Source organism: Lewinella sp. 4G2 (assembly GCF_001625015.1).
Lineage (GTDB): Bacteria > Bacteroidota > Bacteroidia > Chitinophagales > Saprospiraceae > Neolewinella.
Genome location: NZ_LVWJ02000011.1, coordinates 353341 through 376327, shown reverse-complemented (window position 1 = coordinate 376327; position 22987 = coordinate 353341). Strand labels below are relative to the sequence as shown.

Below are 22987 nucleotides of genomic sequence, written 5' to 3'. Positions count from 1 at the left end.
TTGCCCCGTTGCACCGGGCGCGAAAAGGAATTTATATGAAAGCTTTTCACCTACTTCTACTCCTGCTTTCCCTGAGTTGTACGCTTTCCGCGGACTCCTACTACTGGGTCGGGGGCAGCGGGGAATGGGATGACGTCGGCCACTGGGCCACGACGAGTGGTGGCAGCAACCTGTACTTCTCCATCCCTTCGGCGAACGACGACGTTTTTATCGACGCCAACTCCTTCACGGGCCCGGACCAGACAATTGACTTGTTGCAAATCTTTGCGCAGTGCCGTAACCTTAGAATCACGACGAACGAGCCGGGAGCGGCCCTGATCGGCGGCGGCTTTTCTTCGACTGATGGTGGCCTGGATATTCACGGTGACCTATTTATTTCGGGGTCGCTGGAGTGGCAGTATTCATCCCTCCTCACCTTTCGGGGCACGAACGGTCCAACCTCAATTAATACGGGCGGTAAGCTGATCCGTAGCGCGGTCACGTTGGAGGGAACCCCGACATCCATATTTAATGTCCAGGGGGACTTCTCTTCTACGAGGCGATTTCTCAAGCAATCCGGTGCGGTAGACTTTGCGGCGGGGGCGACCCTAGCTGCGAGCGCCGTCACTTTTCGGGGAGACGGCCAGGAGGATTACGCTGATCTCTTTATCCAAGCGACCGGTACCGTTGAGTTGGACCTGGATGCTACCGAGGCCGCGAGCTGCGCCACGCTCAGGGTTGAAATCACTGCGAACAACATCGTTTACCTCCGGATCGGCGGCGAGGCCGTACCGCGGATTGCCGAGTTTACTTACGTGCAAACCGGTCCGGGGAGCTACCTGAGTATGGATGAGCGTTTTGACTTTAGCGTGCCCAATCAGGAGTTGAGCTTTGATGCAGTTACCCTAAATGGCGACACTCGTTTGAATCCTAATCTTCGGGCATCCGAACTAGAATACGGCCCCGGCTGGCAACACGAGATCAACGATGGGACCGTCATCACCGTAGAGGATGAATTGCGGATCCTCGGCACCTGTACGGAACGCATTGGTTTCACCGCCGACCAGGAAGCCTTTTTCAGTGCTCCGGCCGCAGCGACGATTAACGTCGAAGGTGCGGATTTTACCAATATCTCCGCCTCGGGCGGGGCCAATTTTACCGCGAACGAAAGTGGCGGCTTTGGGAACGTCAGTGGTTGGAGTTTTGTCAGCGCCAACGGTTTCGACCGGTACTGGGTCGGGAACTCCGGCGACTGGACGGATACCAATCACTGGTCCTACACCAGCGGTGGCCCATCCGGAGCCTGCGTGCCCGGGCCTTCGAATAACGTCATTTTTGACGCAGCCAGTTTTACCGTGCCGGGGCAAACGGTAACCATTCTCGAAGGCCAGGTTTCCGCTCGCACGATGGATTGGCGGGGGAATAACGATGCCGCTACCTTGTACATGGAGCGAAATGGCGACCTCGACCTCTACGGTTCGCTCTACCTTACCACGAACTGTACCTGGGATTCGGAAGCCCAGAACGCGCGCCTCAACTTCCGGGGAGACGGCGCCGGGAAAGAGATTCAGAGTGACGGCGGAACCGCTAGACTGCGACTTGAATTCCAGGGCCTGAATGGCGAATGGACCCTGCTGGATAGCCTGGAGGCGAGTTCCGATATCATTGTCGATCAGGGAAGCTTGATCACCGCTGATTATCCGCTCAGCTGCGGGGGGTTCCTGCTTACTCGTAATGACGCCTCCGTTGATTTTGGCACCTCCACCATTTATTTGAAATCCACCAACGGAACCGCACGCCGCAGATTTCAATTGGATGCCGACGGGACTTCGTTTTTCGAAGCCAGCCAGGCAAGTCTAATTTCCTACGAAACGGAGGCGGAACTGGAGATTGAGTTGGAATCCGACGGCACGGAGCAGAACCACATCAAGTCCATTTTTACGAGCGGGCCCACGGAAATTAAAGCACGCGATTTTTACGCGGAGACCGTAGAGGTGCTCCGCAGCACCACCTTCAATCTGAATGGGCGGATCGATAACCTGTTGCTCAGCCCGGGCTCTACCTACAGCTTTGAGGGGACCGGTGGTGGCAGCGAACTGGCCACCGATAATTTCCGGGCGGAGGGGAGTTGTACGGACAAGATCACCCTGGAGTCGGTATCGGGTACGTATACGCTTCGATCCGCAACTCCGCAGAGTGGAATGAACCTACAGATCGAGAACGTAGCCGCGGCGGGCACCACCTGGACGGCCACCGAATCCCTCGACCTGGGGGGTGCAGCGGGCTGGACCTTCACCGGCGCGCCCACTTCCCGCACCGTTTACTGGGTCGGTGGAGCCGGGAGTTGGTTTGATTCCGCCCACTGGTCCGAAACGACCGGTGGTGCCGGCGGAGCCTGTATCCCCTCCCGTATCGATGACGTGGTGCTCGACGCGGCGTCCTTCAACGCGGCCGGCGAACTCCGCTTTTACGAAGGAGCTACCCCAGCGGGAAGCTCCGTCCCGGAATGCCGCACTTTCGACGCGCGTGGCCTGGACGAAGACGTCAATTTCCTGGGTGACGACTTTGATTTCTACGGCTCCTGCTTTTTGGATAACCGCATCACCAACGAATTGGAGAATCACAATTTCCGCGGGACGGGCACCGTCAATTTCCAACCCGCCGGCCGGGAGGTGGATGAGCTCAACATCCTCGGTTCCGGTACGCTTAACCTGCGAGGCCCGATCCTGGACGGTACGATCATCGACTGTAAGAACGGGCGCTTTAATTCCAATGACCATGAGATCGATATCTCGCTCATTATCATCAGCCCGGCGCCGGCGGGCTCACCGGTACAGACGATCTGTGACCTTGGGTCCAGTAGGTGTACGCTAACCGCCAGCTCTTTCCCCATTCGGATGATCAGCTCGCGGGAGACGCAGTTACTGGTGGATGATGCCTATATCATCTTCCCCAGTAGTTACGGTACGGCCTATCTGAACCCAGGTGACTACGACATGACGCTGGAATATACCAGCCCGGACAACGAACAGAACGCGGAGCTCATCGCTAACTCCCCCGGCGGACCCGGGCCGGAGCGGGCGCGGGTGCGGACGGCGATCTTTCGCGGAGGGGGCATCTTTGACGGCCCGGTAAGCGTGGATAGTCTGATTCTTACGAAAGGAAAGAACTACGCGCTGGATCAGGACCCCGAAAGCCTGGTCATTCACGAGCGGTTGATTGCCGTCGGGACGGCCTGTTTCCCCATCGGTATTGAACCGGATCGGGCCGGTGCCACGTCCACGATCCGGATGGTGGCAGGCGCGGAAGCGGAGATGGATTACGTCCGCCTTGATAATGTGAGCGCAACTGGGCCGGGTGGTAAGCTGGCCGGCCGGAACTCCACCAACATCAATAATTCCAGCCCGGGGTGGGTCTTTGAAACCAACGGAGTGGTCCGCTCCCTCGACCGGGAATTCCTCGGGCCCGATCTGGACATTTGTAATGCGAACATTCCCCCGGTCTCACCGAACGTCCCACCCGGTTTCGTGGCGGATTATTTGTGGCAGGATGGCTCCACGGATGCGGAATTTCAACCCCCTGGCCCCGGTACGTACTACCTGAATATCGTCTTCGACGAAGGGGAGTGCCAACTGACCGATACCATCCGGATCACCAACGGTGGGTTGGACCTTGAAGCAGACCAAACCATCACCGCCTGCGACGAAGCGACGGTCACCATTACCGTACCCGAACCTGCCGCGGCTGGCTATTCCTGGAACGTCATTAGCGGAACGGCGAGCAATTTGAGCTACGCATCCATCACGCTTTCCGTGCCGGGTATTGTTGAATTGGAGCAAACGAATGCCACCTGTTCCGGTGCCACGCGCTATACGGTGGTGGATGGGTCCATTGCACCCATCGATACCCTGGTCATGCTCTCCGCCGGGGATTCTTACACGACCGCGCAGATGACCTATACGCCGGCGGATGGAGAGACGGAGCGCGAGGTATACACGGGAGCTAATGGTTGCGATAGCGTCCGCAACATCACCTTTCAGGTTACGGCCAACGACGTAACGGGGCCGGACATTTTGGTGGACCAGTGCGGGCAGGGGCTGTACATCACTAACCAATCGGCCTACTTCGTTACTCAGGATACGACCATTACGGAGATGTACACCGCCAGCAGTGGGGTGGACAGTACGCAGCGCTACCTCATCACCGTGCTGGAGAGTCCGCAGACCACCTTTCAAATCCCCTGTCTGCCGCTGAACCAATTTATTACGGACCAGGGGGTGTACACCATCACAACCGATACGCTGATTTCCGAAACCTACGTAGCCGCGAATGGGTGTGACAGTACGGTCAGTTTTGCCCTCTACGTCCGCCTGGTGGTGGAGGAGGAAGCGACGGATTACCTCTGCGCGCCAGGGCCGTACAGTACGGACCAGCAGGATTACTTCATTACCCAGGATACCACCTTCGAAGAGACCTACCTCCGCGTGAGTGGTTGTGACAGTGTACAGTCCTACGTAATTACCGTAGGGGAGGCCATCACCGGAGCGGTGCGGGATAATTACTGCGCGCCAACGGCCTACTTTACTGGTGCGGAGACCTACTTCGTTACGCAGGATACTGTCATCACCGAAGTGTTCTCCGCTTTTGACGGTTGTGATAGCACCGTCACCTATACCATCACAATCAACGAAAACGTGTCGGGGCCAGACATTGAGTTGGAAGGCTGCGGCAATACGCGGGTTACTACCGATCTACGGACCTACTTCGTTACGCAGGATACCGTAATCAACGAAACCTACCCCAGCGCGGGTGGATGTGACAGTACCCAGATCTACCGGGTGAGTATTGACGCCGGTGGCATCGTGGGGGAGAGCTTCCCCGTAGTCTGTGCCGGGACGGATTACATCACCGGGATGCGACGCTACCGAATCAACCAGGATACGATCATCGAGGAGATGTATCAGACGCTGGCCTTCTGCGATAGTTTGCACCGCTTCATCATCACGACCAACTCATCGCCGAGCAACGAAACCCAACGGACGTTGTGCGGTGCCAGCGCTTTTCAAACCGACCAGCAAGACTACTTCATCACTCAGGATACCGTCTTTACGGAAACCTACACGACGGTAGAGAACTGCGATAGTCTCCAAACGTATCGCATCACGATCAGCGACGTTCTGGGCGCTACGACGACCTCCAATTTCTGCGAGCCGACGGTATTCTTTTCCGGGCAGACCAATTACTTCGTGGAGCGGGACACCGTTATCGAAGAGACCTACGCGCGCCCTGGCGAATGTGACAGCGTCCATACCTACCAGATCTTCATTGGCGAAGAAAGCCAGGAGGTCATCCCGGTCAACCAGTGTGGCCCGGGGGAGGTGGTGACCGAGCGGGCGGTGTACTTCGTCACGCAAGATACCCTGATCAACGAATTGTACAGCAGCGTGACGGGGTGTGATAGCACAATCACCTATTCGGTGACTGTCAATGACCTTACGCGGGACACGCTCACTTTTGATCCCTTTAATCAGGATAACCTCATCACCGCTCAGGGCACCTACGCGATCAATGGTGATACTATTATTACGGAGACTTACGTAGGGAGTAATGGCTGCGATTCGATGCAGACATACGTACTCGTCCGCCCGTCTGCCGTAACCACCACGGGAACCGCTACCCAGTGCGGGCCGGGGCTATTCACCACCCCGCAAGCGGATTACTTCGTTACCCAGGATACGACGATCCGAGAGCGGTACGTCGCCGAGAGTGGAGGAGACAGTTTGCGCATCACGGAGGTTACGGTGAACGAATTATTCTTGAATGAAACTACCGTCAGCCAGTGTGGGCCGCAGTTAGTTAGTACGGGTGCGGCGTCCTACTTCGTTACCCAGGATACGGTGATTACGGAGCGCTTTACCTCCGCAGCGGGGTGCGATAGTACTGAGGTTTTCCGCGTTACCATTACGCCCGCGGTGCAGGCTGGTAGTGACTTCAGTTTGTGTGGCCCGGAGACTTTTGCGACCGGCCTTAGTACCTACTTCGTTACGCGGGATACGGTGATTGAGGAGACCTTCGTCCGTGCTGGCACTTGCGATTCCGTGCATACCTACACGGTCACGATCGGCAGTGGGGTGACGGGGGCGAGTAGTGACCAACTTTGTGGTCCGGAGACCTACGCGGCTGGTCTCAATACCTACTTCGTGACGCAGGATACGGTGATTGAGGAAACCTTTGTTCGGCCCGGAACTTGCGATTCCGTGCATACCTACACGGTTACCATCGGTAGTGGGGTGATGGGGGCGAGTAGTGACCAACTTTGTGGTCCGGAGACTTTCGCGACTGGTCTCAGCACCTACTTCGTCACGCGGGATACGGTGATTGAGGAAACCTTTGTCCGGCCCGGCACTTGCGATTCCGTGCACACCTACACGGTCACGATCGGTAGTGGGGTGACGGGGGCGAGTAGTGACCAACTTTGTGGTCCGGAACTATACACGACTGGCCTCGGTACCTATTTCATAACACGAGATACGGTTATTGAGGAAACCTTTGTCCGGCCTGGCACCTGCGATTCCGTGCATACCTACACGGTTACGATTGGTAGTGGGGTAACGGGGGCGAGTAGTGACCAACTCTGTGGTCCGGAGACTTTCGCGACTGGCATCAGTACCTACTTCGTTACCCGGGATACGGTGATTGAGGAGACCTTTGTCCGTCCTGGCACTTGCGATTCCGTGCATACCTACACGGTCACGATTCGACCCGCCGTGGACGAACAATTTAACGAGTTTATCTGCCAGCCCGGGCCGGTGGTTACTGCTGGTGGGACTTACTTCGTCACTCAGGATACGGTGATCAACGAGCCGTTTACCACCGCAGAAGGATGTACGGGTTCGCGCGTAACCACCGTCCAGTTGGGCGCTGCCGCGGGTGCCGAGGTAAGGGACCGGAGATGTGGCCCCTCCACCGTAACGACCGGGCAGGATACCTATTTCGTGACCCGCGATACGGTGATCGAGGAAACGTACTTACGGCCGGGGGAATGCGACAGCATCCAGACCTACCGCATCTTTATTGACGAGGCGCCAAGTATGCTGGTCACCGATCGCTTCTGTGAGCCGACGTTGTTCGTTACTGAGCGGTCCGATTACTTCGTCACCCAGGATACCACCTTCACCGAGGTATATCCTACGGCGGGGGCTTGCGACAGTACCGTCACCTATCAAATTTCCGTGGAGGAAGGCGCAGCCAATACGACCGTACTGAACTACTGTAATGCAGAGATGCTTACAACCGATCAAGGAACCTACTTTATTACTCAGGATACCGTCTTTACTGAATTATATCCCCAACCTGGCACCTGCGACAGCGCCCAGACCTACCGGGTTTTTGTGGGTCGGGAAACTACCGTAAGCGTGGCCGAAACGCTGTGCGAGGCGGGACCAGTAGCAGTGGGTGATGAGATAATCACGGTTGCCAGAGATACGGTGGTGGAACGGCGATTCACCCGGCCCGGCACTTGCGATAGCGTGGTGAATTACACGTTCAGCCTGACGACCGCACCCATGATCGACGACTTGGTTGAGGTGCTGGACATCTCCTGCGCCGGCGCAGACGACGCGCGTATCCTGATTGGTGATTTGATTGGTGCCACAAGCTTACGGGTTAACGACTCTCTCTTTACCAGCCCAGCAGTGCTGGACAGCGTGGCGACGGGTGGCTACACCGTAGCGATACAATACGGAAATGGCTGTGAGGTAACGGAGACCTTTACCATTTCGGACCCCGCTCCACTCACCGTGGATCTGCCCGATAACGTAGTCGTTCTCGAAGGGGACCGCATTCAATTACCCGCCAGTGCCGACGGGGGCCGCGGTGGCTACGTATACAGCTACCTGGTGAGTGATACCCTGGCGGAGGCCACCTGCCTTAACTGCCCGGCCCTAGATATGGAGCCGCTGAATCCAACATTGGTATTTGCCACGGTAATGGATGAATCCGGCTGCCTGGCGACCGACTCCACGTTAGTACAAATCGCCCGCCGCCGGGATGCCTACCTGCCCACGGCCTTCAGCCCCAACGGTGATGGCGTCAACGACCGTCTGATGGTCTACACCCGCGCGGGTAGGGCGACGGTGGAAGAAATGGCCGTGTACGACCGGTGGGGCGGGGAAGTCTTCCGCGCAGGTGACTTTCCGGCTGGTGACCTCAACGCCGGCTGGGACGGCGATGATCGGCCAACGGGGACTTACATTGTCCGGTACCGGGTGCGTTGGTCGGACGGGGAGGTTACCTTGGGGAGTGGGGTGGTGAATTTGCTGCGGTAGGTTTCTTGTTGGATGTCCATTCCTCTCCGTAATGGCCGAAAGTGTACGTGAAGGTTGGAAATGACGCCTGAGTCTAATTACCTTGCGCGCGATTTAAACTACTAACCAGGCTTTCCTCTTCGTTACCTTCACTGTCTAACCACACTTATTCGTTCGTCTGCATTCAAATTTCATGATTTGGGCGTAGGGTCTAGGTACTCGCGGCGGTTGGCTGCTTCACCACTGTCATGTTCCACCACAGAACTTTTATTCCGCAGCTACGCCCTATCGTGGCACTGCTGCTCGTGTTTTTTACCGCGGCGACTTCGCTAAAGGCGGCCACTTTCATCGTCACCAACGACAGTGACGACATTAACACGGCAGGCTCGCTGCGTTGGGCTATAGATCAGGCTAATACTACGGCGGGGCCGGACATCATCTCGTTTGCGGGTTTTTCCGGTACTATCTCGCTGAGTACTGTTGATATGATTGCAATCTCTGATGATCTGACCATTGATGGATCAACGTCGATGGGCTACGCGGCCGGGATGCCTACGGTGAAGATTGAGAGTGACCGCAATAGTTCCGGGGTTTTCAAAACGCTGGGTAATACTCCAGTGATGGAACTGACCGTCCTCGGGCTAGAGATTGCTTCGACCAATACGAACTTTAACCAGGGTAAAGTGGGCGGCGTCCACACGAACCAAGCGGTGAAAGTAAGCGTGACGGATATGGTGTTCACTAACGTTGGAAACGCTGTCAAGATATTAGATGCGGCGGACGTTACCGTCACCAATAACGCTTTCAATGGTGCAAAAAGCAATACGACTCACATCGACCTTGGGAGCATCCAGGGAGTTGGTGGAGCGCCGCGCTTGTTGAATATACGCGGTAATGTTATTACGAACGGTGGTGCGGCTTTCAACTTCAACAATATTGGTGACATCACCATCGGAATCACAGCTGCCGATGAAGTTCAGATCCAGGGGGCGGAGATTACGTCAACGAATGGGCGTAAGTTGGGAATATCTAATTGCCATAATGCTACCATCGATGGTATTAATGTAAGCTACGATCAAGCTGGCACTACCTTCCGGCGTGGAGATGCAATGAACATCAACAATTGTGATAACCTCACTATCCGCAATGTCATCGCCAAGCATTTGTTTGAAGGCATATTTATTAGGGATGCAGACATCGTTGTGGTGGAGAATTCAATCTTCGAGAATATTCAAAAGAATGGTTTGCAGGTGGTAATGGGCTCAGACGTAACGATTCAAAACAATACTTTCCTCAGTAGCAACTTTGACGCCGGGCAGGCGGCGCTTAGCCTCAATAACATCAGTGCAGGTGTAGGTGGTAATCGTCTATCGGTATCTGGAAACAGCTTTCAATTCGGTAGTAATGCTCTGCTGATTCAAGCGATGGATAATCTCACCATTGCGAATTCGGGAAGCCCCGAAATTTTACTACCTACAAACGTAGGAGTAGACATGTCTGGTACGGTACTCAAGCTGGCGAATTGCGACAATCTCAGCCTGGATAATTTTGACCTTTCTTATGTGGATCCAAATGGGTCAAACATACGCGGTACGGCCATCAGCGCAAGCTTGTGTGATAACTTATCGGTGGATAACCTTACGGTGGATAGACGCGATAAAGGCATTGAGCTATTTACCTGTACGGGTACTGAAATAATAAATTCCAGCTTCTCCAATGTCAAAGGAGACAATGTTAATGTTCGGCTGGGGACTAACCACACCATTACTAATAATATGTTTAGTAATGGTGCTACGAATATTAGTGCTACTTACATTAAAGTACATGATATAACGGGGGTAGCTGGAAGCCGCCTTAACGTTCGAAATAACTCTATTTCCGGTGGAGGTAGTACGCTATCCGTAAAAAATGTTAGCGGACTGAAGCTTAGGAACACTGTCCTCTCGCCCACGGACCCCGAAATTTTACTCAAGGATACTGACGGCCACAAGAGTACTACGGGGACGGTGCTTACGTGTGACAACTGCGATAACCTGATACTCGAAAACTTTGATCTCTCCTACGTAGACCCACTGGGTAGTACGGCTAGGCGGGGCAATAGTATTTTGGTGTTAAATAGCGACGGCGTGACAATTGACCGGTTGGTAAGTTCAGCACGAGAAAGAGGAGTGCAGTTATTGAATTGTAATACTACCAGTGTAACAAGCTCCACATTTACCACTTTATTTCGGGAAGGAGTTAGAATTGACCGAGGTACCGGACATACCGTGACGGGCAATGCTTTTACCGATACGGGCGCAGGTAACGGTAGCTCTTCCATCCAATTGAGTAATATTACCGGAAGCGCGGGTAACCGTATGAACGTTCGAAATAATACCTTCTCCAATGATGAGAACGTACTACAGATTATTGGCATTCCAGACGTTACGCTGAAAAATTCAAGCGTCACGAGTACTGATCCAGAAATACTGTTACGGGATAGCGATGGCCATAAGACTGCGCGAGCAACGATAATATATGCCAATAACTGCGCAAATCTTAACCTTAGAGATTTTGACCTCAGCCATACTGGAGGTGGTACGAGTGGAACCGGCATTGACGCCAACAATTGTCCTAACCTATTGATTGATAACGTAACGGTTGGTAAGCGAGTGGAAGGCATAAAGGTTACGAATACGGAAACACTGACCGTGCAGAACTGTACGGTGAATAGTTCCCAGCGTAATGCCATCTCCATTTTCCGTTGTAAAGGAGCAAGCATTCTTAATAACGTCATTAATCAAAGTGCCACCGCAACAAACTACGCAGCCATTAGTCTCGCCACGATAACCCCGGATGCAAATGGTCTGCGTATGAACGTAAGGGGTAACGATATGAATGCATGCCCACGCGGTTTTCGCATCACCGGAATTGATAATCCCATCCTTGCAACGTCTGGATCACCGGAAGTGCTGATCGCTGATGGTGATGGACTTAAGGAGTGCACCACCCTCCCACTGTACTTCAGTGAATGCGATAATTTGACCGTCAGTGGATTCGATATCAGCTTTTCCGGCACGAATAAAAGCGGTACGGGGATGACCGTGGAAAATTGTGAGCAAGTAACGCTGGATGATATTACAATTGGTAATCGCGACCAAGGTGCCTCGCTAGACCTGTGTGAACGCGTAGCGGTGACGAATTCCGCCTTTCCAGACCTTAAGTTCTTCGCCGTGCTCGTTAACCGTACTAGTGATGTAACCATTACGGACAACGTACTAACCCGGGTGGAAGGGAACAGTACGCGAAGCGCCATCACATTGACTAATCTCACGACAAACGCCAACACCAATAAGCGCTTATTTGTTGAGGACAATGCATTCGTAGACTGTAGTCGCGCTTATCGCCTAACCGGTATTGAAGATCTCAAAATCTCTGACGGCACGCTTGCGAATAGCGAGGTAGTTATGAAGGCTACCGACGCCTATGAACAGGTCTTCGCGGACGTATTGCGAGTAGACGATTGTGATAACGTCACCATTCAGGGGGTAAACATTCCCAGCCTGGCTGCCGGACTTAACCTCAACCAAGGGAGCACGGCCATTAGCGTCAATAATTCTTCGCCCGCACTCATTACGAAGAACCGGGTGAAGGACCGTTTTCGGGCGATTAACATAAGTACTGGTGGCAATATCGTACTTACCAATACTACTCTGTCGGAGAATACGCTGGAGGGTAATAGTATCGGCGTCAGCGCAAACTTCTCCGCTAATTCCAGCGATGAAGAATTGAAGATCATCAATAACAATTTTGCTTGTAACTCGACTGATGCTATCGTCCTGATTAATGGTAGCAAAATCGACGCATCCGGCAATTACTGGGGCGCTGCTGACGGCTCTTCCTCCGATAATGGCTCCGGTGATACTTACAATATGTCCAATAGTAGCGGTGCTTCGAACATCCTGAATACTACCACCTTCTCAACGGCGCCCGTAGCCGCAGCCCCCGCCATCACCGTAGGCCGTATCGCCCTCAGCGGTGCGGGTAACCCGATCACCAATGGCGCGGCTACTGCCTCGGCCACTAACGACACGGACTTTGGCAACAACGTATTCGTCGGAACGACCGTGGACCGGACCTTCACCATCTCCAACTCAGGCGGTTCTCCGCTGAACATCTCCAGTATTGACGTCACTCAGGGGATGCGCTTTGCGTTAGTGGGCACACTTCCAACTACCGTCGCCGGTGGTGCTACGGCCACCTTTACCGTTCGGTACGCCCCATTGGCCGCCGGAAGCAACACGGCTACCGTGACCGTTAATTCCGATGCCTGTCTGCCGGGAGCCGACCCTTATACCTTCACGGTTTCCGGGACAGCGGTTCCCGCCTGTGACCTCAGCATCACTTCGGCTACGCCCACAGCGGAGGGTTGCCCCGGTGCCGCGGATGGTTCCATCACCGTCGTAGCTACCTGCACCTCCTGTAATAATGCAACCACCCCCATCACCTACACGGCAACGCCGATGGGAGGTGGAACTCCAATCACGAATACAGATGGGAACTTCACTAATCTGGCCGCCGGAGGATACACCATCTCCGTCGCCGATACTGACGACGCTACCTGTGACGACACCTTTGCCTCTACGGTAACGGTCGCGGCGGGTACGGATAACACCCCGCCAACCTTTACCTGCCCCAGCCCAACGGCCCGCAACGTGGTCATGAACGGAGACCCCAACTGCGCCGTAATGGTGCCGGATCTGACCACAGGAATTACGGATGCGATGGACAACTGTAATCTGGGTACCAACACCGTACAGCAATCCGTCAGTGGTATCGTGACCGGCCAGACCAACAACAGCACCCTTACGGTCAACCTAACCCTCAGCGACGTTGCGGGGAACACCTCCGGGGCAACGGCTTGCCAGATCGTGCTGACGGTGCTGGACCAGACTGCGCCTACCATTGCGCTCATCGGTGCCAACCCACTGATGCTGACGTGTACTAGCGGAACCTACTCCGACCCCGGCGCTACGGCTACTGATAATTGTGGGTTGAGTAACAACATCACGGTTGATGACTCTCAGGTAGATCTGACCACGGCCGGGACCTACCCCGTCACCTTCAACGTTATGGATGACGCGGGTAACGCGGCCACTCAGGTAACGCGTAACGTCGTCGTCGCCTGCGGTAACCTCGTGGAAACGGGGCAGGTCAGTACCAACTTCGGTACCACCATCATCGAGAATGCCGCTCGCGTGACGCGGACCTTTACCATCCAAAATACTGGTAATGCTAACGTAACCGGGCTCAGCTTTCAATCTTCGAGTGCTGACTTTGTGGTGGGTACGCCTTCCACCACCACGCTGGCACCGAATGAGTCGGCCACCATCGAAGTTGAGTTTGACCCGAGTATGGCTGGTTCCAAGACGGCTACCATCGACGTGACGAGCAGTTCGGCTGCTTCCACCCAGATCGTGGTCATCGGCGAAGCTTTGAACGGAAGGGTCTTCCTGGAAGAAACGCAACTTTGGTACGCAACCATCAACGATGCCATCACGGCGTCCACCGCACCGGGTAAGATGTTCATCAGCCCGGGAGGTACTTACCCGGAGGTGACCGATTTCCGGGGTAAAAACCTGACCATTGTGATTGGCCGGCCCAATCCACAGTAGCCGAGAACAGATTTCGATTCATCCAGCGGAGGCGGTACTAGTAATGGTGCCGCCTTCGTTATTTTTGGGCTGACGAGAAATAAATAGGAGTCCTTTTTAAGTGCTCAACCAATTGGTTACCACTCTATTTCGGTTACTCAACCCAAATCTTTTAACAAAACCCTGTACACCTTTCCCCCTCGGAAAAACATTTATAGTAGTAGCCTAACGAATACCCCATGCGCATTCTATTCACCCTTCTTTGCTTGTCCTTGCTCGGTACCTGCGTCAGCGCCCAGAATAGTGGGTACACTAAGGTGGACGGGAAATATTACCCCTACGTCGTGGACGATTGTGGGGATACGCTGATCGTCGCACAGCTGGACGATATGTCGGTGACTTCGCCCGAGGCCTTCGATTCGGAGGAGGATTTTAAGCTTTACCGCCGCTACCGGATCTACGCGCAACGTGCCTATCCCTTCGCCGTGGACGCCATCCGGATCTTCCGGGAGACGGAATACATGACGCAGAACATGAGCAAAAAGGAGCGCAAACGCTACAACAAAAACCTGCAAAAAGAGCTGCAGGAGAAGTTTGAGGAGCCGCTGAAAAAGATGTCCAAAACCCAGGGCAAGATCCTGATCGCGATGATCGAAAACGAGATCGATACGCCGATCTACGACCTCATCAAGGAACTCAGGGGCGGGATGACGGCGCGCTACTGGGCTACCCTCGGCGGGCTCTACGGCCACAAATTAAAGCAGCAGTACACCGTCGGAGAGGATAAGATCCTGGATGCGGTGATTGACGATTTTAACGTCAGCTACGAGATTCCCACCGTAGAACTGGACAGTACCGCGGTCGAGGTCAGGTGATTCTAGTTTACCGTTCGGGGAAAGTGACCCGGAAGAGCAGACCCCTAGAATCAGCAAAACCGATGACCACTAATGTGGTGATCGGTTCTAAAACTGAGATTACAATAAAAATAGAGTTTGAACAGTGTCACTTTCCGGAGTCCGTCAATTCTGGTGCGAAGATATATTTAGGGCCCTTACGTGAGTTGCAAAATTCGCATAACGCGTGGCGACTCAGAATTAATTTTTAATTCTACTCGTTTTCAATCCGGTTTCGAACATCCTTTAACTGCTTCCGTAGCCGCTTGAAATACCAACCCCGCTGCCGCCCGGCGGTAGCCCCGAGTGGGGTAGAAAGGGCATCAATACCGTGGAACCATTTTTGCGTCAGGCCCACTACAGTAGGGTTTACCGTTTGCAGGAAGTTGGGCGTAATGAAGGTGGCGAAGAGCGTGGTGGCCTGGTCGGATTCAATGACCACCACGTTATCGTTGTTGGCCAATTCGTTGTGGGCTGGGGAAAATAGGGCGCCCTGCTCTGGGTCCGCTCCCGGTACGAATTTGCGGCCCGTACTGGACATTTCCGCGAGGTGATCAACCAAACTACTCAGTTCTCTCAGTAAGAGGTCGGCCTGCTCATCGTCGGCAAACTTGCCGGCCAGGTGCATGAACTCGATCTGGTCCAGCGTAGCGTGGAGGATACCGAGCGTCCACAACTCGATGCCCGGTACGGTGTAGGAGTATTCACCGATGGCGAAGGCGCGGTCCAGCACCTTTTGATCGATGACTTCCGGCTTGAATTTCAGGTCCTGCCACCCACTAAAGTTCCACACCGTGCTGCCGTAGATGTATAGTTTGAAGGCAAATAGCCGGGGCCAGATCATTTCGTGAAAGAAGGGTAGCCCCGGGTTGGCGATCAGTAGCCGCAAGCCAGTTAGTTCTTTGACCATGGCCATCCGCGCCTCCAATTGGTCGACGTAATCACCCGGGCTCTTGATTTCCCGCTCGGCGAAATTGAACTCGAACATACCCGCGCTCGCGGAGTCGGTTAGATTCACGTGGAAGTGCCGCTGCAGCTCAAAAAGCTCGTCGGTCGTCAGCGCGGTATCACCGCGGATGCGCCGGTAAACAGCATCGCTACTGATGGATAGAATGCTCGTCAGGCGTTTAGCCATTTCAAATTTGCTGGGGTGCAAAGCGAGCAGACGCTCGAAGTAAGTGACTTGGTTTAACATGTGTGTGCGTGTAAAAGCGGTGTGCCCTCAAGCGTGGAGACTGGTTTGGTCGTGCCCCCGCAAGCGGGGCCAAACATCAACGATTTCAAGGGGTGTGAAACTTAAAAGTGGGCTCAGGTGATAGAAACGGCGGCGTAAATCTTACCGCGAAAAGTCAGAAAAGCTCAAGACAACGAAATACTTACAAGCTAGCCGGCAGCATTGTTGCGTGGTCGTTACTTCACCCGTTGGCCCTCCTTCATGACGAAATGGACCTGCTCCAGGGCGGTGATATTATTGAGTGGGTTGCCCTTTACGGCGACTATGTCGGCCAAATACCCTGGCTTGATTTGACCCAGATCATCCTGCCGCCCCAGCACTTCGGCTGCTACCGAGGTCGCGCTGTTGATGGCCTCCATTTCCGGCATGCCGGCCTCCACCATGAGGGCAAACTCCTTGGCGTTGTCGCCGTGGGCACTGACGCCGCTGTCGGTTCCGAAGGCAATCTTGACTCCGTGTTCGTAGGCGCGCCCAAAGGTGGTAATGAGGGCCGGGCCGATCGTCCGCGCTTTAGGTACGATCACGGCGGGGAAGTAGCCGGGGATCTCCGCTTTCTCGGCCACGAAGGCACCGGCGAGGAGGGTAGGGACGTAAATCGTTCCGTATTCAATCATCAGATCCATGGTTTCTTCGTCCATGTAAGTACCGTGCTCGATGGTGGTGATACCGGCCCGAATGGCGCGCTCCATTCCTTCCTTTCCGTGAGCGTGGGCGGCCGTGTGCATCCCGTAATCTTTGGCGGCGGCAACGATGGCTTCAATTTCTTCGGTTCTGAATTGCGGCCCCTGCCCGTCTTTCGCTACGCTGAGGACGCCGCCGGTCGCGGTAATTTTGATGCAGTCCGCCCCCCGTTGGTAGCGGGTACGGACCGCTTTGTACGCTTCGTCGGAACTGTTGATGACGCCCGCTTCCGGTCCGGCGTCGAAGGAAAGCTCGCTGTTGCGACCGTTAGAAGGGTCGGCGTGGCCACCCGTGCTGGCGATCGATTTTTCGGCGGTAAAGATGCGTGGCCCCCGAATGTATCCTTTGTTCACGGCACTCCGAAGGGAGACGTTGACGCCGGTCCCACCCAAATCCCGGACGGTCGTAAAGCCGGCCATCAGGGTTTTGTCGAGGTAGGTCGTAGCGCGGAGGGCCACGTCGGCCGGGTCCATCGTAAACCGCTCCATGTAGGAGCCGGGGCTGGATTGCTGCTCGACGTGTACGTGCAGATCAATGAGGCCAGGCAGCACGGTAGAAGTCTTCAGATCAATAATTTCTACTCCGGCACCGGCGGGTTGGTAGCCGGCCCGGACGTCGGTAATGCGTTCGTCCGTTACCACGATCGTCCGTTCGGTCAGGTTATTGCCGACACCATCGATGATGCGGCCGCAGTGCAGGTAAGTCGTTTTTTGCGCTGCCGCGGGTGCGAGGGAAAGGGCAAGGAGCAGCGTGAAGAGAAAATGGGTAGCTTTCATGCAGCGAATATACCGAATTGGGAAAGGCTGGCTAATCAGGTGGATTAGTGGCCTTAGGACAATTTGGTGGGCCCCACTTTTTGAAGTAGGTTGCGTACACAATTAAAGTGCCTACTTATGAATAAGCAAAAAATTGGTCTCATCCTCCTCGGCCTCGTTGGCTTCGCCCTCCTGGGTTCTGGCGTTATTAAATTCGTGAAGCCAGCAGAATTTGCGGCGGAGATGAATGGCAACACCATGGCTCCCTATATTCTGGGCGTCGTGGAACTCATTGCTCTGGCCGCCCTCGCCATTCCCCGGACAAGGCTCCTGGGAGTGATCCTCGCCGCCAGCTACTGGGGTGGAGCGATGGCCTTTAGCTGGCTCCACGCCGGTGAGATGCCCATCGCCCCAATCGTCCTCAGCGTACTGACTTACGTTGGTGCCTACCTCTACCGCCCCAGCCTGGGCGACGGCAGCCCGACCACCCAGGTAATTTAGGGACGATGACCATCGACGACCTCCGGGAATACATCCTGGCCAAACCTCATACAACGGAAGGCATCCCCTTCGGCCCCACCGCCCTGGTCTTCAAGGTAGGCGGAAAGATGTTCGGGGTCATCAGCCTCGACAGTGAAGACCTCCGCATCAACCTGAAGTGTGACCCCGAACGCGCGATCGACCTCCGCGAACGCTACCCGGCCATCCGCGGCGCCTGGCATATGAATAAGACCCACTGGAACAGCCTCTACATCGACGAGGGTGACCTCCGCCAGGACCTCGTCTTCGAACTGATCGACCACAGCCACGATCTCGTCGTTGCCAAGATGACGAAGAAACTCCGAACTGAGTTGGGGCTGTAACGTTCGTTCACCACACACCACCGAAGACCCACCTTGAAGTACCTGCGCAACCCAGACCTTCCCTTCATCCCCGCCCGCGCGGACCGGCAGGGAAACCCCCACGATGGGACGGAATTTTTGTACGAACGGGACTCATTCCGTCCGGATTGGAGCGTCGTCTTTAAAATGGTCACCTCCCGCAACCCCCAACGCAAGGAAAAGAAGGTGGATGACTGGGTACCGAACGTTCACTCCTCCACCGATTACCTGACGGATAAGTCCAAGGATTGGATCGTATGGCTGGGCCACGCCTGCTACCTCATCCAAATTGGTGGCACGCGCTTGCTGATCGATCCCCAATTGGCGGATATGCCTTTCGTCCCCCGCCGCTTTCAACTCCCCTTCGGTGCGGAGGACTTGACCCAAGTCGACTACCTCCTCCTAAGCCACGACCACCGGGACCACGTGGATAAGGACTCCATCAGCAAGATCGTCGCCAGCAACCACCTGCTGAAGATTCTCTGTCCGCTGGGCTTAACCAAGACCATTCAACCTTGGGTGGACCGTGCCGATGACCTACGTGGTTTCGGGCCAACGGTCATCGAGGAAGCCGCCTGGTTCCAGGTGTACGATACGGAGGGCACGGCAGTCCGGATCACCTTCCTCCCCTCCCGCCACTGGTGCCGCCGGGGGCTGACGGACTTTAACCGTACCCTCTGGGGCAGCTTTATGATTGAGCGGGTAGGGGAGCCCGCCTCCAATGGCCTCAATACCATTTACTTCGGCGGGGATTCCGCCGCGACGGCCTACTGGCAAGAGATAGGGGAGCTATATCCCTCCATCGACGTAGCCATGCTCGGCATTGGCGCCTACGCCCCCGCCTTCATGATGCAGGACAACCACGCCAACCCCGAAGAAGCCTTCCGCGGCTTCCGCGACCTCGGCGCCCGCTACTGGTGGCCCATGCACCACGGCACCTACGACTTGAGCTGGGAGCCGGCGGGGGAGCCCGTCCGTCGGGCTACGGCTGCGATGGAAGGGGCGGGCCTGGGTGATTTTTTGCTGGGGGCGGAGGTGAATTTTGTGGTGGGGGAGTTGGGGTAGGGGGAGATTTAATGGGTCACAGTAGAATGGGCCACCTGACGGTGTGCCATCGCTACGCAAGCCGGCCCTTCGGGACGGGCAAATTGCGGGCGCCTAAATCGAAAACCCGAGGCGAGATCGTGCCGATCTAACCACGGGCTACAAGGTTTACCCCTCCGGGGCAAAGCATCAAAATGACTGTGTGCTACGCCATTTTCAATTGCCCTTTTATTGCACGATCAGTTTGAATGAAATTGAAACACAAAACGCTACGATAACTCTTTTACTCCTAATCTCTACCTCTCCTGCGAAATAATGGCGGGTTGGGCCACGCCTCCTGATTTGTAGAATGGGCCACCTGACGGTGTGCCATCGCTACCCAAGCCAGCCCTTCGGGGCGGGCAGTCACGCAGCGCCGCAGGCCTCCCCAACCTCCCCGACTCCTGCGAAAAATGAGTTGCTCTCGGTGAAGCCAAAAGCCTCAGTTTCTCTACTTCCTCCCTGGCAACCGCCGGAGGCCACTAACTAAAATGCCTTACCATCCGCACCTCCTCCTCACTCAAAAACCGCCAAAAACCCCGCGGTAAATCCTTCTTCGTAAGTCCACCGAAGTAAACCCGGTCCAGGCGCTGCACCGTGTAGCCCAATTCATCAAAGGCGCGGCGGACGATGCGGTTACGGCCAATGTGGATCTGCAACGCCACCGTTTGGCGATCGTCTTCCTTGGCGAACCGGACCCAGTCCACGGCGAAGGGGCCGTCCTCCAAATCGTAGCCGATCTGCATTTTGGTGAGGTCCATTTCGCTGAAGTCGCGGTCCAGGGTAGCGTGGTAGGTTTTGACGACTTCGTGGCTGGGGTGGGTCAATCGTTTGGCGGTGTCTCCGTCGTTGGTGATGAGGAGGAGACCGGTCGTATCCTTATCCAATCGGCCTACGGGGAAGAGGCGGTAGTTGTCCAGATTAGGATCGCCGAGGAGGTCCATGACGGTGGTCCGGTCCATCTCGTCCGACGTGGTAGTGATCACGTTCTTCGGCTTGTTGAGCAGGATGTAGACGAATTGCTCGTCGGGCGAGACTTCCTTACCAGCCACGACTACGACATCCCCTTCCTCAATTTGATAACCGGGGCTTTTCTGCACCTCGCCGTTCACCTGGCACTTCCCCGCCTTAATCAGCTCGGCTGCCTGCCGCCGACTGGCTACGCCGCTGTGCGCGAGGTACTTGTTGAGGCGCATCCCAATGATGTCATCCTTCGGCCGGTCGAGACCGGGTGGGGTGGTGGAATTGCGAGCCTGGGAACGTTGGAAACGGCGGGGTGCTTTCATGGTGCGAAGGTACGGGGAGGGACTTTAGATTTTATACCGCACTATCGGGCTGATGGATTTTGGACGTTGGACCTCGGTAGGTTACCGGGGAATTTTGTCCATTACTGCTTTTCGAAATCCAGGCACCTTTCAACTCAGCACCACTCTAAAGTCTAAAATCTAACTTCTAAAGTCCGTCCAAAGTCTAAAATCTAACGTCTAAAGTCTATCAGGAATTTCCGTAATATGCAGCAACAAAATATCTCTTCCATGACCGTCACCGAAAAACTCGCCGCCCTCCGCCGGGCTATGCTTGAGCACCAGATTGATGCTTACGTCGTCCCCTCTACCGATCCGCACCAGAGTGAGTACCCTGCGCCACGGTGGGCCGGTCGGGAGTGGTTGAGTGGCTTTACGGGGAGTGCGGGTACGCTCGTCGTAACCCTCCACGAGAGTAAGTTGTGGACGGACGGGCGGTACTTCGCCCAGGCCGATACCGAGCTCGCTGACGTGGAAACGGAACTCATGAAAGATCGCGTAGCCGGTACGCCGAGTATAGAGGACTGGTTAGGAAGCACGTTGATGTCCGGCCAGAATGTAGGGGCGGATGGGCGCGTCATTAGCGCCACCACCGCCCGTCGCATGGCCAAGAAATTGGCGGACAACGATCTTAATCTTATCCTCGAGGAAGATTTGCTGCGGGGTATTTGGTCCGACCGCCCCGAAGTACCCAACCAGCCGGTCTTTGAGCACGAGGCAGACCTCGCCGGCGAATCCTGGCAAGATCGCCTGGAACGCATGATGGCCTGGCAGGGGGAGCAGGGGCTGGATTACTATGTAATCTCCGCCCTCGATGAAGTAGCCTGGCTGCTCAATATTCGGGGTAGCGATATCGAATTTAATCCCCTTTGCGTAGCCTACCTGGTGGTGGGTACTCAGGGTGACCACGCCTTATTCGCCGCGCCCCGCCCCGAATTCCGGGAGTGGACGGAAAAAGCGCCCGATGGCCAGAGCATTCAGACCCACGATTACAAGAAAATTAGCAGTTTCCTGCGCCGCGTCAATGCTTCCAACGCGGATATTGGCTTCGACCCCGCCACGCTTTCCAGCCGTTTGGCTACTTATGCCGGTGGTGATGAATGTAGCCAAATCGCCAGTCCCATCCCCGGTTGGAAGGCCATCAAAAACGAGGTAGCGCTTGGTCATCTTCGCCAAACGATGAAACACGATGCTGTCGCGCTGCTGCGTTTGTTTCACTGGCTAAAAACGTCCGACGAAGAAATCTATGAGGCCGACGTAGCGCGAAAACTCACGGCACTGCGCGCCGAGCAGCCGGGCTACGTTACGGATAGCTTTCCGGCCATCGTCGGCTACGCCGGGAACGGGGCCATCATTCATTACCGGGCGCCCGAGGAGGGGTCTGCCAAATTGGAGAAAAAGGGATTGTTGCTCCTGGACTCCGGTGGCCAGTACACGAGTGGAACGACCGACATCACCCGTACCATTCCAATGGGAGAGGTGACGGACGAGATGCGTGAAAATTACACCCGCGTCCTCATGGGCCACATTGATCTGGCGATGGCGCGTTTTCCCGTAGGCACTACGGGCGTCCAGCTCGATACTTTGGCCCGTATGCCACTGTGGTCCGCCTGCCTCAATTACGGCCACGGCACGGGCCACGGGGTGGGTTATTTCCTCAACGTCCACGAAGGGCCGATGGGCATTCACTCCCGCGTCAACGCCGCCAATGGTCGCGTCCCCCTCGCGGCGGGGATGGTCCTCAGCAACGAGCCCGGTTTTTACAAGGAGGGTGAGTACGGTATCCGTATCGAAAACCTCGTCGCCGTCCGCCCCGTCGAAGGCCAGGATGGCTGGTTGGAGTTTGAGGACCTCACCGTATTCCCCATTAATCGCTCACTGGTCAAAGAAGATATGCTGGCGCTGCCGCAGGTGCAATGGTTGGATCAATACAACCAATGGGTAGCCACAGAAATGAAGGAATTACTTTCGGCGGAGGAAAATGCCTTTTTGTTGGAGATGATTGGTGGGTAGGGGGTTGGGGTGATTGATTTTAATTGATACCAATTGCTTAATTGAATTCAACGAATATGTGGATTGCATTGCCAAGCGGCTTATTTAATGGTAATTGTGTGATTTATTTGATTTAACTGAACGAACACGTAGGATTCCATGGCCTAGCGGCCTATTTCATCCTACGCTAAGTTGGACCGGACCTTCGGCCCTTTTACAAAGCATAAACTTTTAATACACGCAAGC

General features: G+C 55.2%; 10 protein-coding genes. 7 read left to right on the top strand and 3 right to left on the bottom strand.

The features are described from left to right. The first annotated feature begins 35 nt into the window (after positions 1-35). From A3850_RS01545 to A3850_RS01535, 3 genes are all read left to right on the top strand, one after another. On the top strand, positions 36-8306 hold the full coding sequence (locus A3850_RS01545) for a gliding motility-associated C-terminal domain-containing protein (RefSeq protein WP_068213357.1): 8271 nt from the start codon (positions 36-38) through the stop codon (positions 8304-8306). A gap of 227 nt (positions 8307-8533) precedes the next feature. Then, entirely contained in the window at positions 8534-13939 is a 5406-nt protein-coding gene (locus A3850_RS01540) for a choice-of-anchor D domain-containing protein (RefSeq protein ID WP_082921547.1), read from the top strand. Between the two features lie 218 nt (positions 13940-14157). Further along, entirely contained in the window at positions 14158-14793 is a 636-nt protein-coding gene (locus tag A3850_RS01535; protein ID WP_068213349.1) for a DUF4294 domain-containing protein, read from the top strand. 232 nt (positions 14794-15025) lie between these two features. Here A3850_RS01535 and A3850_RS01530 read toward each other — a convergent pair whose 3' ends face one another. Together A3850_RS01530 and A3850_RS01525 are read right to left on the bottom strand one after the other, a co-directional pair. Then, entirely contained in the window at positions 15026-16006 is a 981-nt protein-coding gene (locus A3850_RS01530; protein WP_068213346.1) for a hypothetical protein, read from the bottom strand. Between the two features lie 215 nt (positions 16007-16221). Beyond that, entirely contained in the window at positions 16222-17502 is a 1281-nt protein-coding gene (locus tag A3850_RS01525) for an amidohydrolase family protein (RefSeq protein ID WP_068213342.1), read from the bottom strand. A 117-nt stretch (positions 17503-17619) separates the two neighbouring features. Between A3850_RS01525 and A3850_RS01520 the strand changes: the two genes are divergently transcribed. The 3 genes from A3850_RS01520 to A3850_RS01510 are packed head-to-tail and all read left to right on the top strand — an operon-like array spanning position 17620 to position 19427. Then, positions 17620-17982: a DoxX family protein gene (locus A3850_RS01520; protein ID WP_068213339.1), complete on the top strand. Its 363-nt coding sequence runs from the start codon at positions 17620-17622 to the stop codon at positions 17980-17982. Between the two features lie 5 nt (positions 17983-17987). Then, positions 17988-18344 (top strand): MmcQ/YjbR family DNA-binding protein, encoded by a 357-nt coding sequence (locus A3850_RS01515; RefSeq protein WP_068213337.1) that lies wholly within the window; start codon positions 17988-17990, stop codon positions 18342-18344. A gap of 33 nt (positions 18345-18377) precedes the next feature. After that, the gene (locus tag A3850_RS01510) at positions 18378-19427 is read left to right on the top strand and encodes an MBL fold metallo-hydrolase (protein ID WP_231915267.1); all 1050 of its coding nucleotides are present in this window, start codon (positions 18378-18380) and stop codon (positions 19425-19427) included. A 500-nt stretch (positions 19428-19927) separates the two neighbouring features. Here A3850_RS01510 and A3850_RS01505 read toward each other — a convergent pair whose 3' ends face one another. Next, positions 19928-20731 (bottom strand): pseudouridine synthase, encoded by an 804-nt coding sequence (locus tag A3850_RS01505; protein WP_068213335.1) that lies wholly within the window; start codon positions 20729-20731, stop codon positions 19928-19930. Positions 20732-20956: 225 nt separating this feature from the next. Here A3850_RS01505 and A3850_RS01500 point away from each other — a divergent pair, with 225 nt between their 5' ends. After that, the gene (locus A3850_RS01500) at positions 20957-22762 is read left to right on the top strand and encodes a M24B family metallopeptidase (RefSeq protein WP_082921546.1); all 1806 of its coding nucleotides are present in this window, start codon (positions 20957-20959) and stop codon (positions 22760-22762) included. Positions 22763-22987: the final 225 nt, after the last annotated feature.

Bases quoted from the DNA above. Each gene is read 5' to 3' on its own strand.
- A3850_RS01540 (WP_082921547.1), top strand. From the start codon at position 8,534: ATGTTCCACCACAGAACTTTTATTCCGCAGCTACGCCCTATCGTGGCA.
- A3850_RS01535 (WP_068213349.1), top strand. From the start codon at position 14,158: ATGCGCATTCTATTCACCCTTCTTTGCTTGTCCTTGCTCGGTACCTGC.
- A3850_RS01530 (WP_068213346.1), bottom strand. From the start codon at position 16,006: ATGTTAAACCAAGTCACTTACTTCGAGCGTCTGCTCGCTTTGCACCCC.
- A3850_RS01520 (WP_068213339.1), top strand. From the start codon at position 17,620: ATGAATAAGCAAAAAATTGGTCTCATCCTCCTCGGCCTCGTTGGCTTC.
- A3850_RS01545 (WP_068213357.1), top strand. From the start codon at position 36: ATGAAAGCTTTTCACCTACTTCTACTCCTGCTTTCCCTGAGTTGTACG.
- A3850_RS01500 (WP_082921546.1), top strand. From the start codon at position 20,957: ATGCAGCAACAAAATATCTCTTCCATGACCGTCACCGAAAAACTCGCC.
- A3850_RS01505 (WP_068213335.1), bottom strand. From the start codon at position 20,731: ATGAAAGCACCCCGCCGTTTCCAACGTTCCCAGGCTCGCAATTCCACC.
- A3850_RS01525 (WP_068213342.1), bottom strand. From the start codon at position 17,502: ATGAAAGCTACCCATTTTCTCTTCACGCTGCTCCTTGCCCTTTCCCTC.
- A3850_RS01515 (WP_068213337.1), top strand. From the start codon at position 17,988: ATGACCATCGACGACCTCCGGGAATACATCCTGGCCAAACCTCATACA.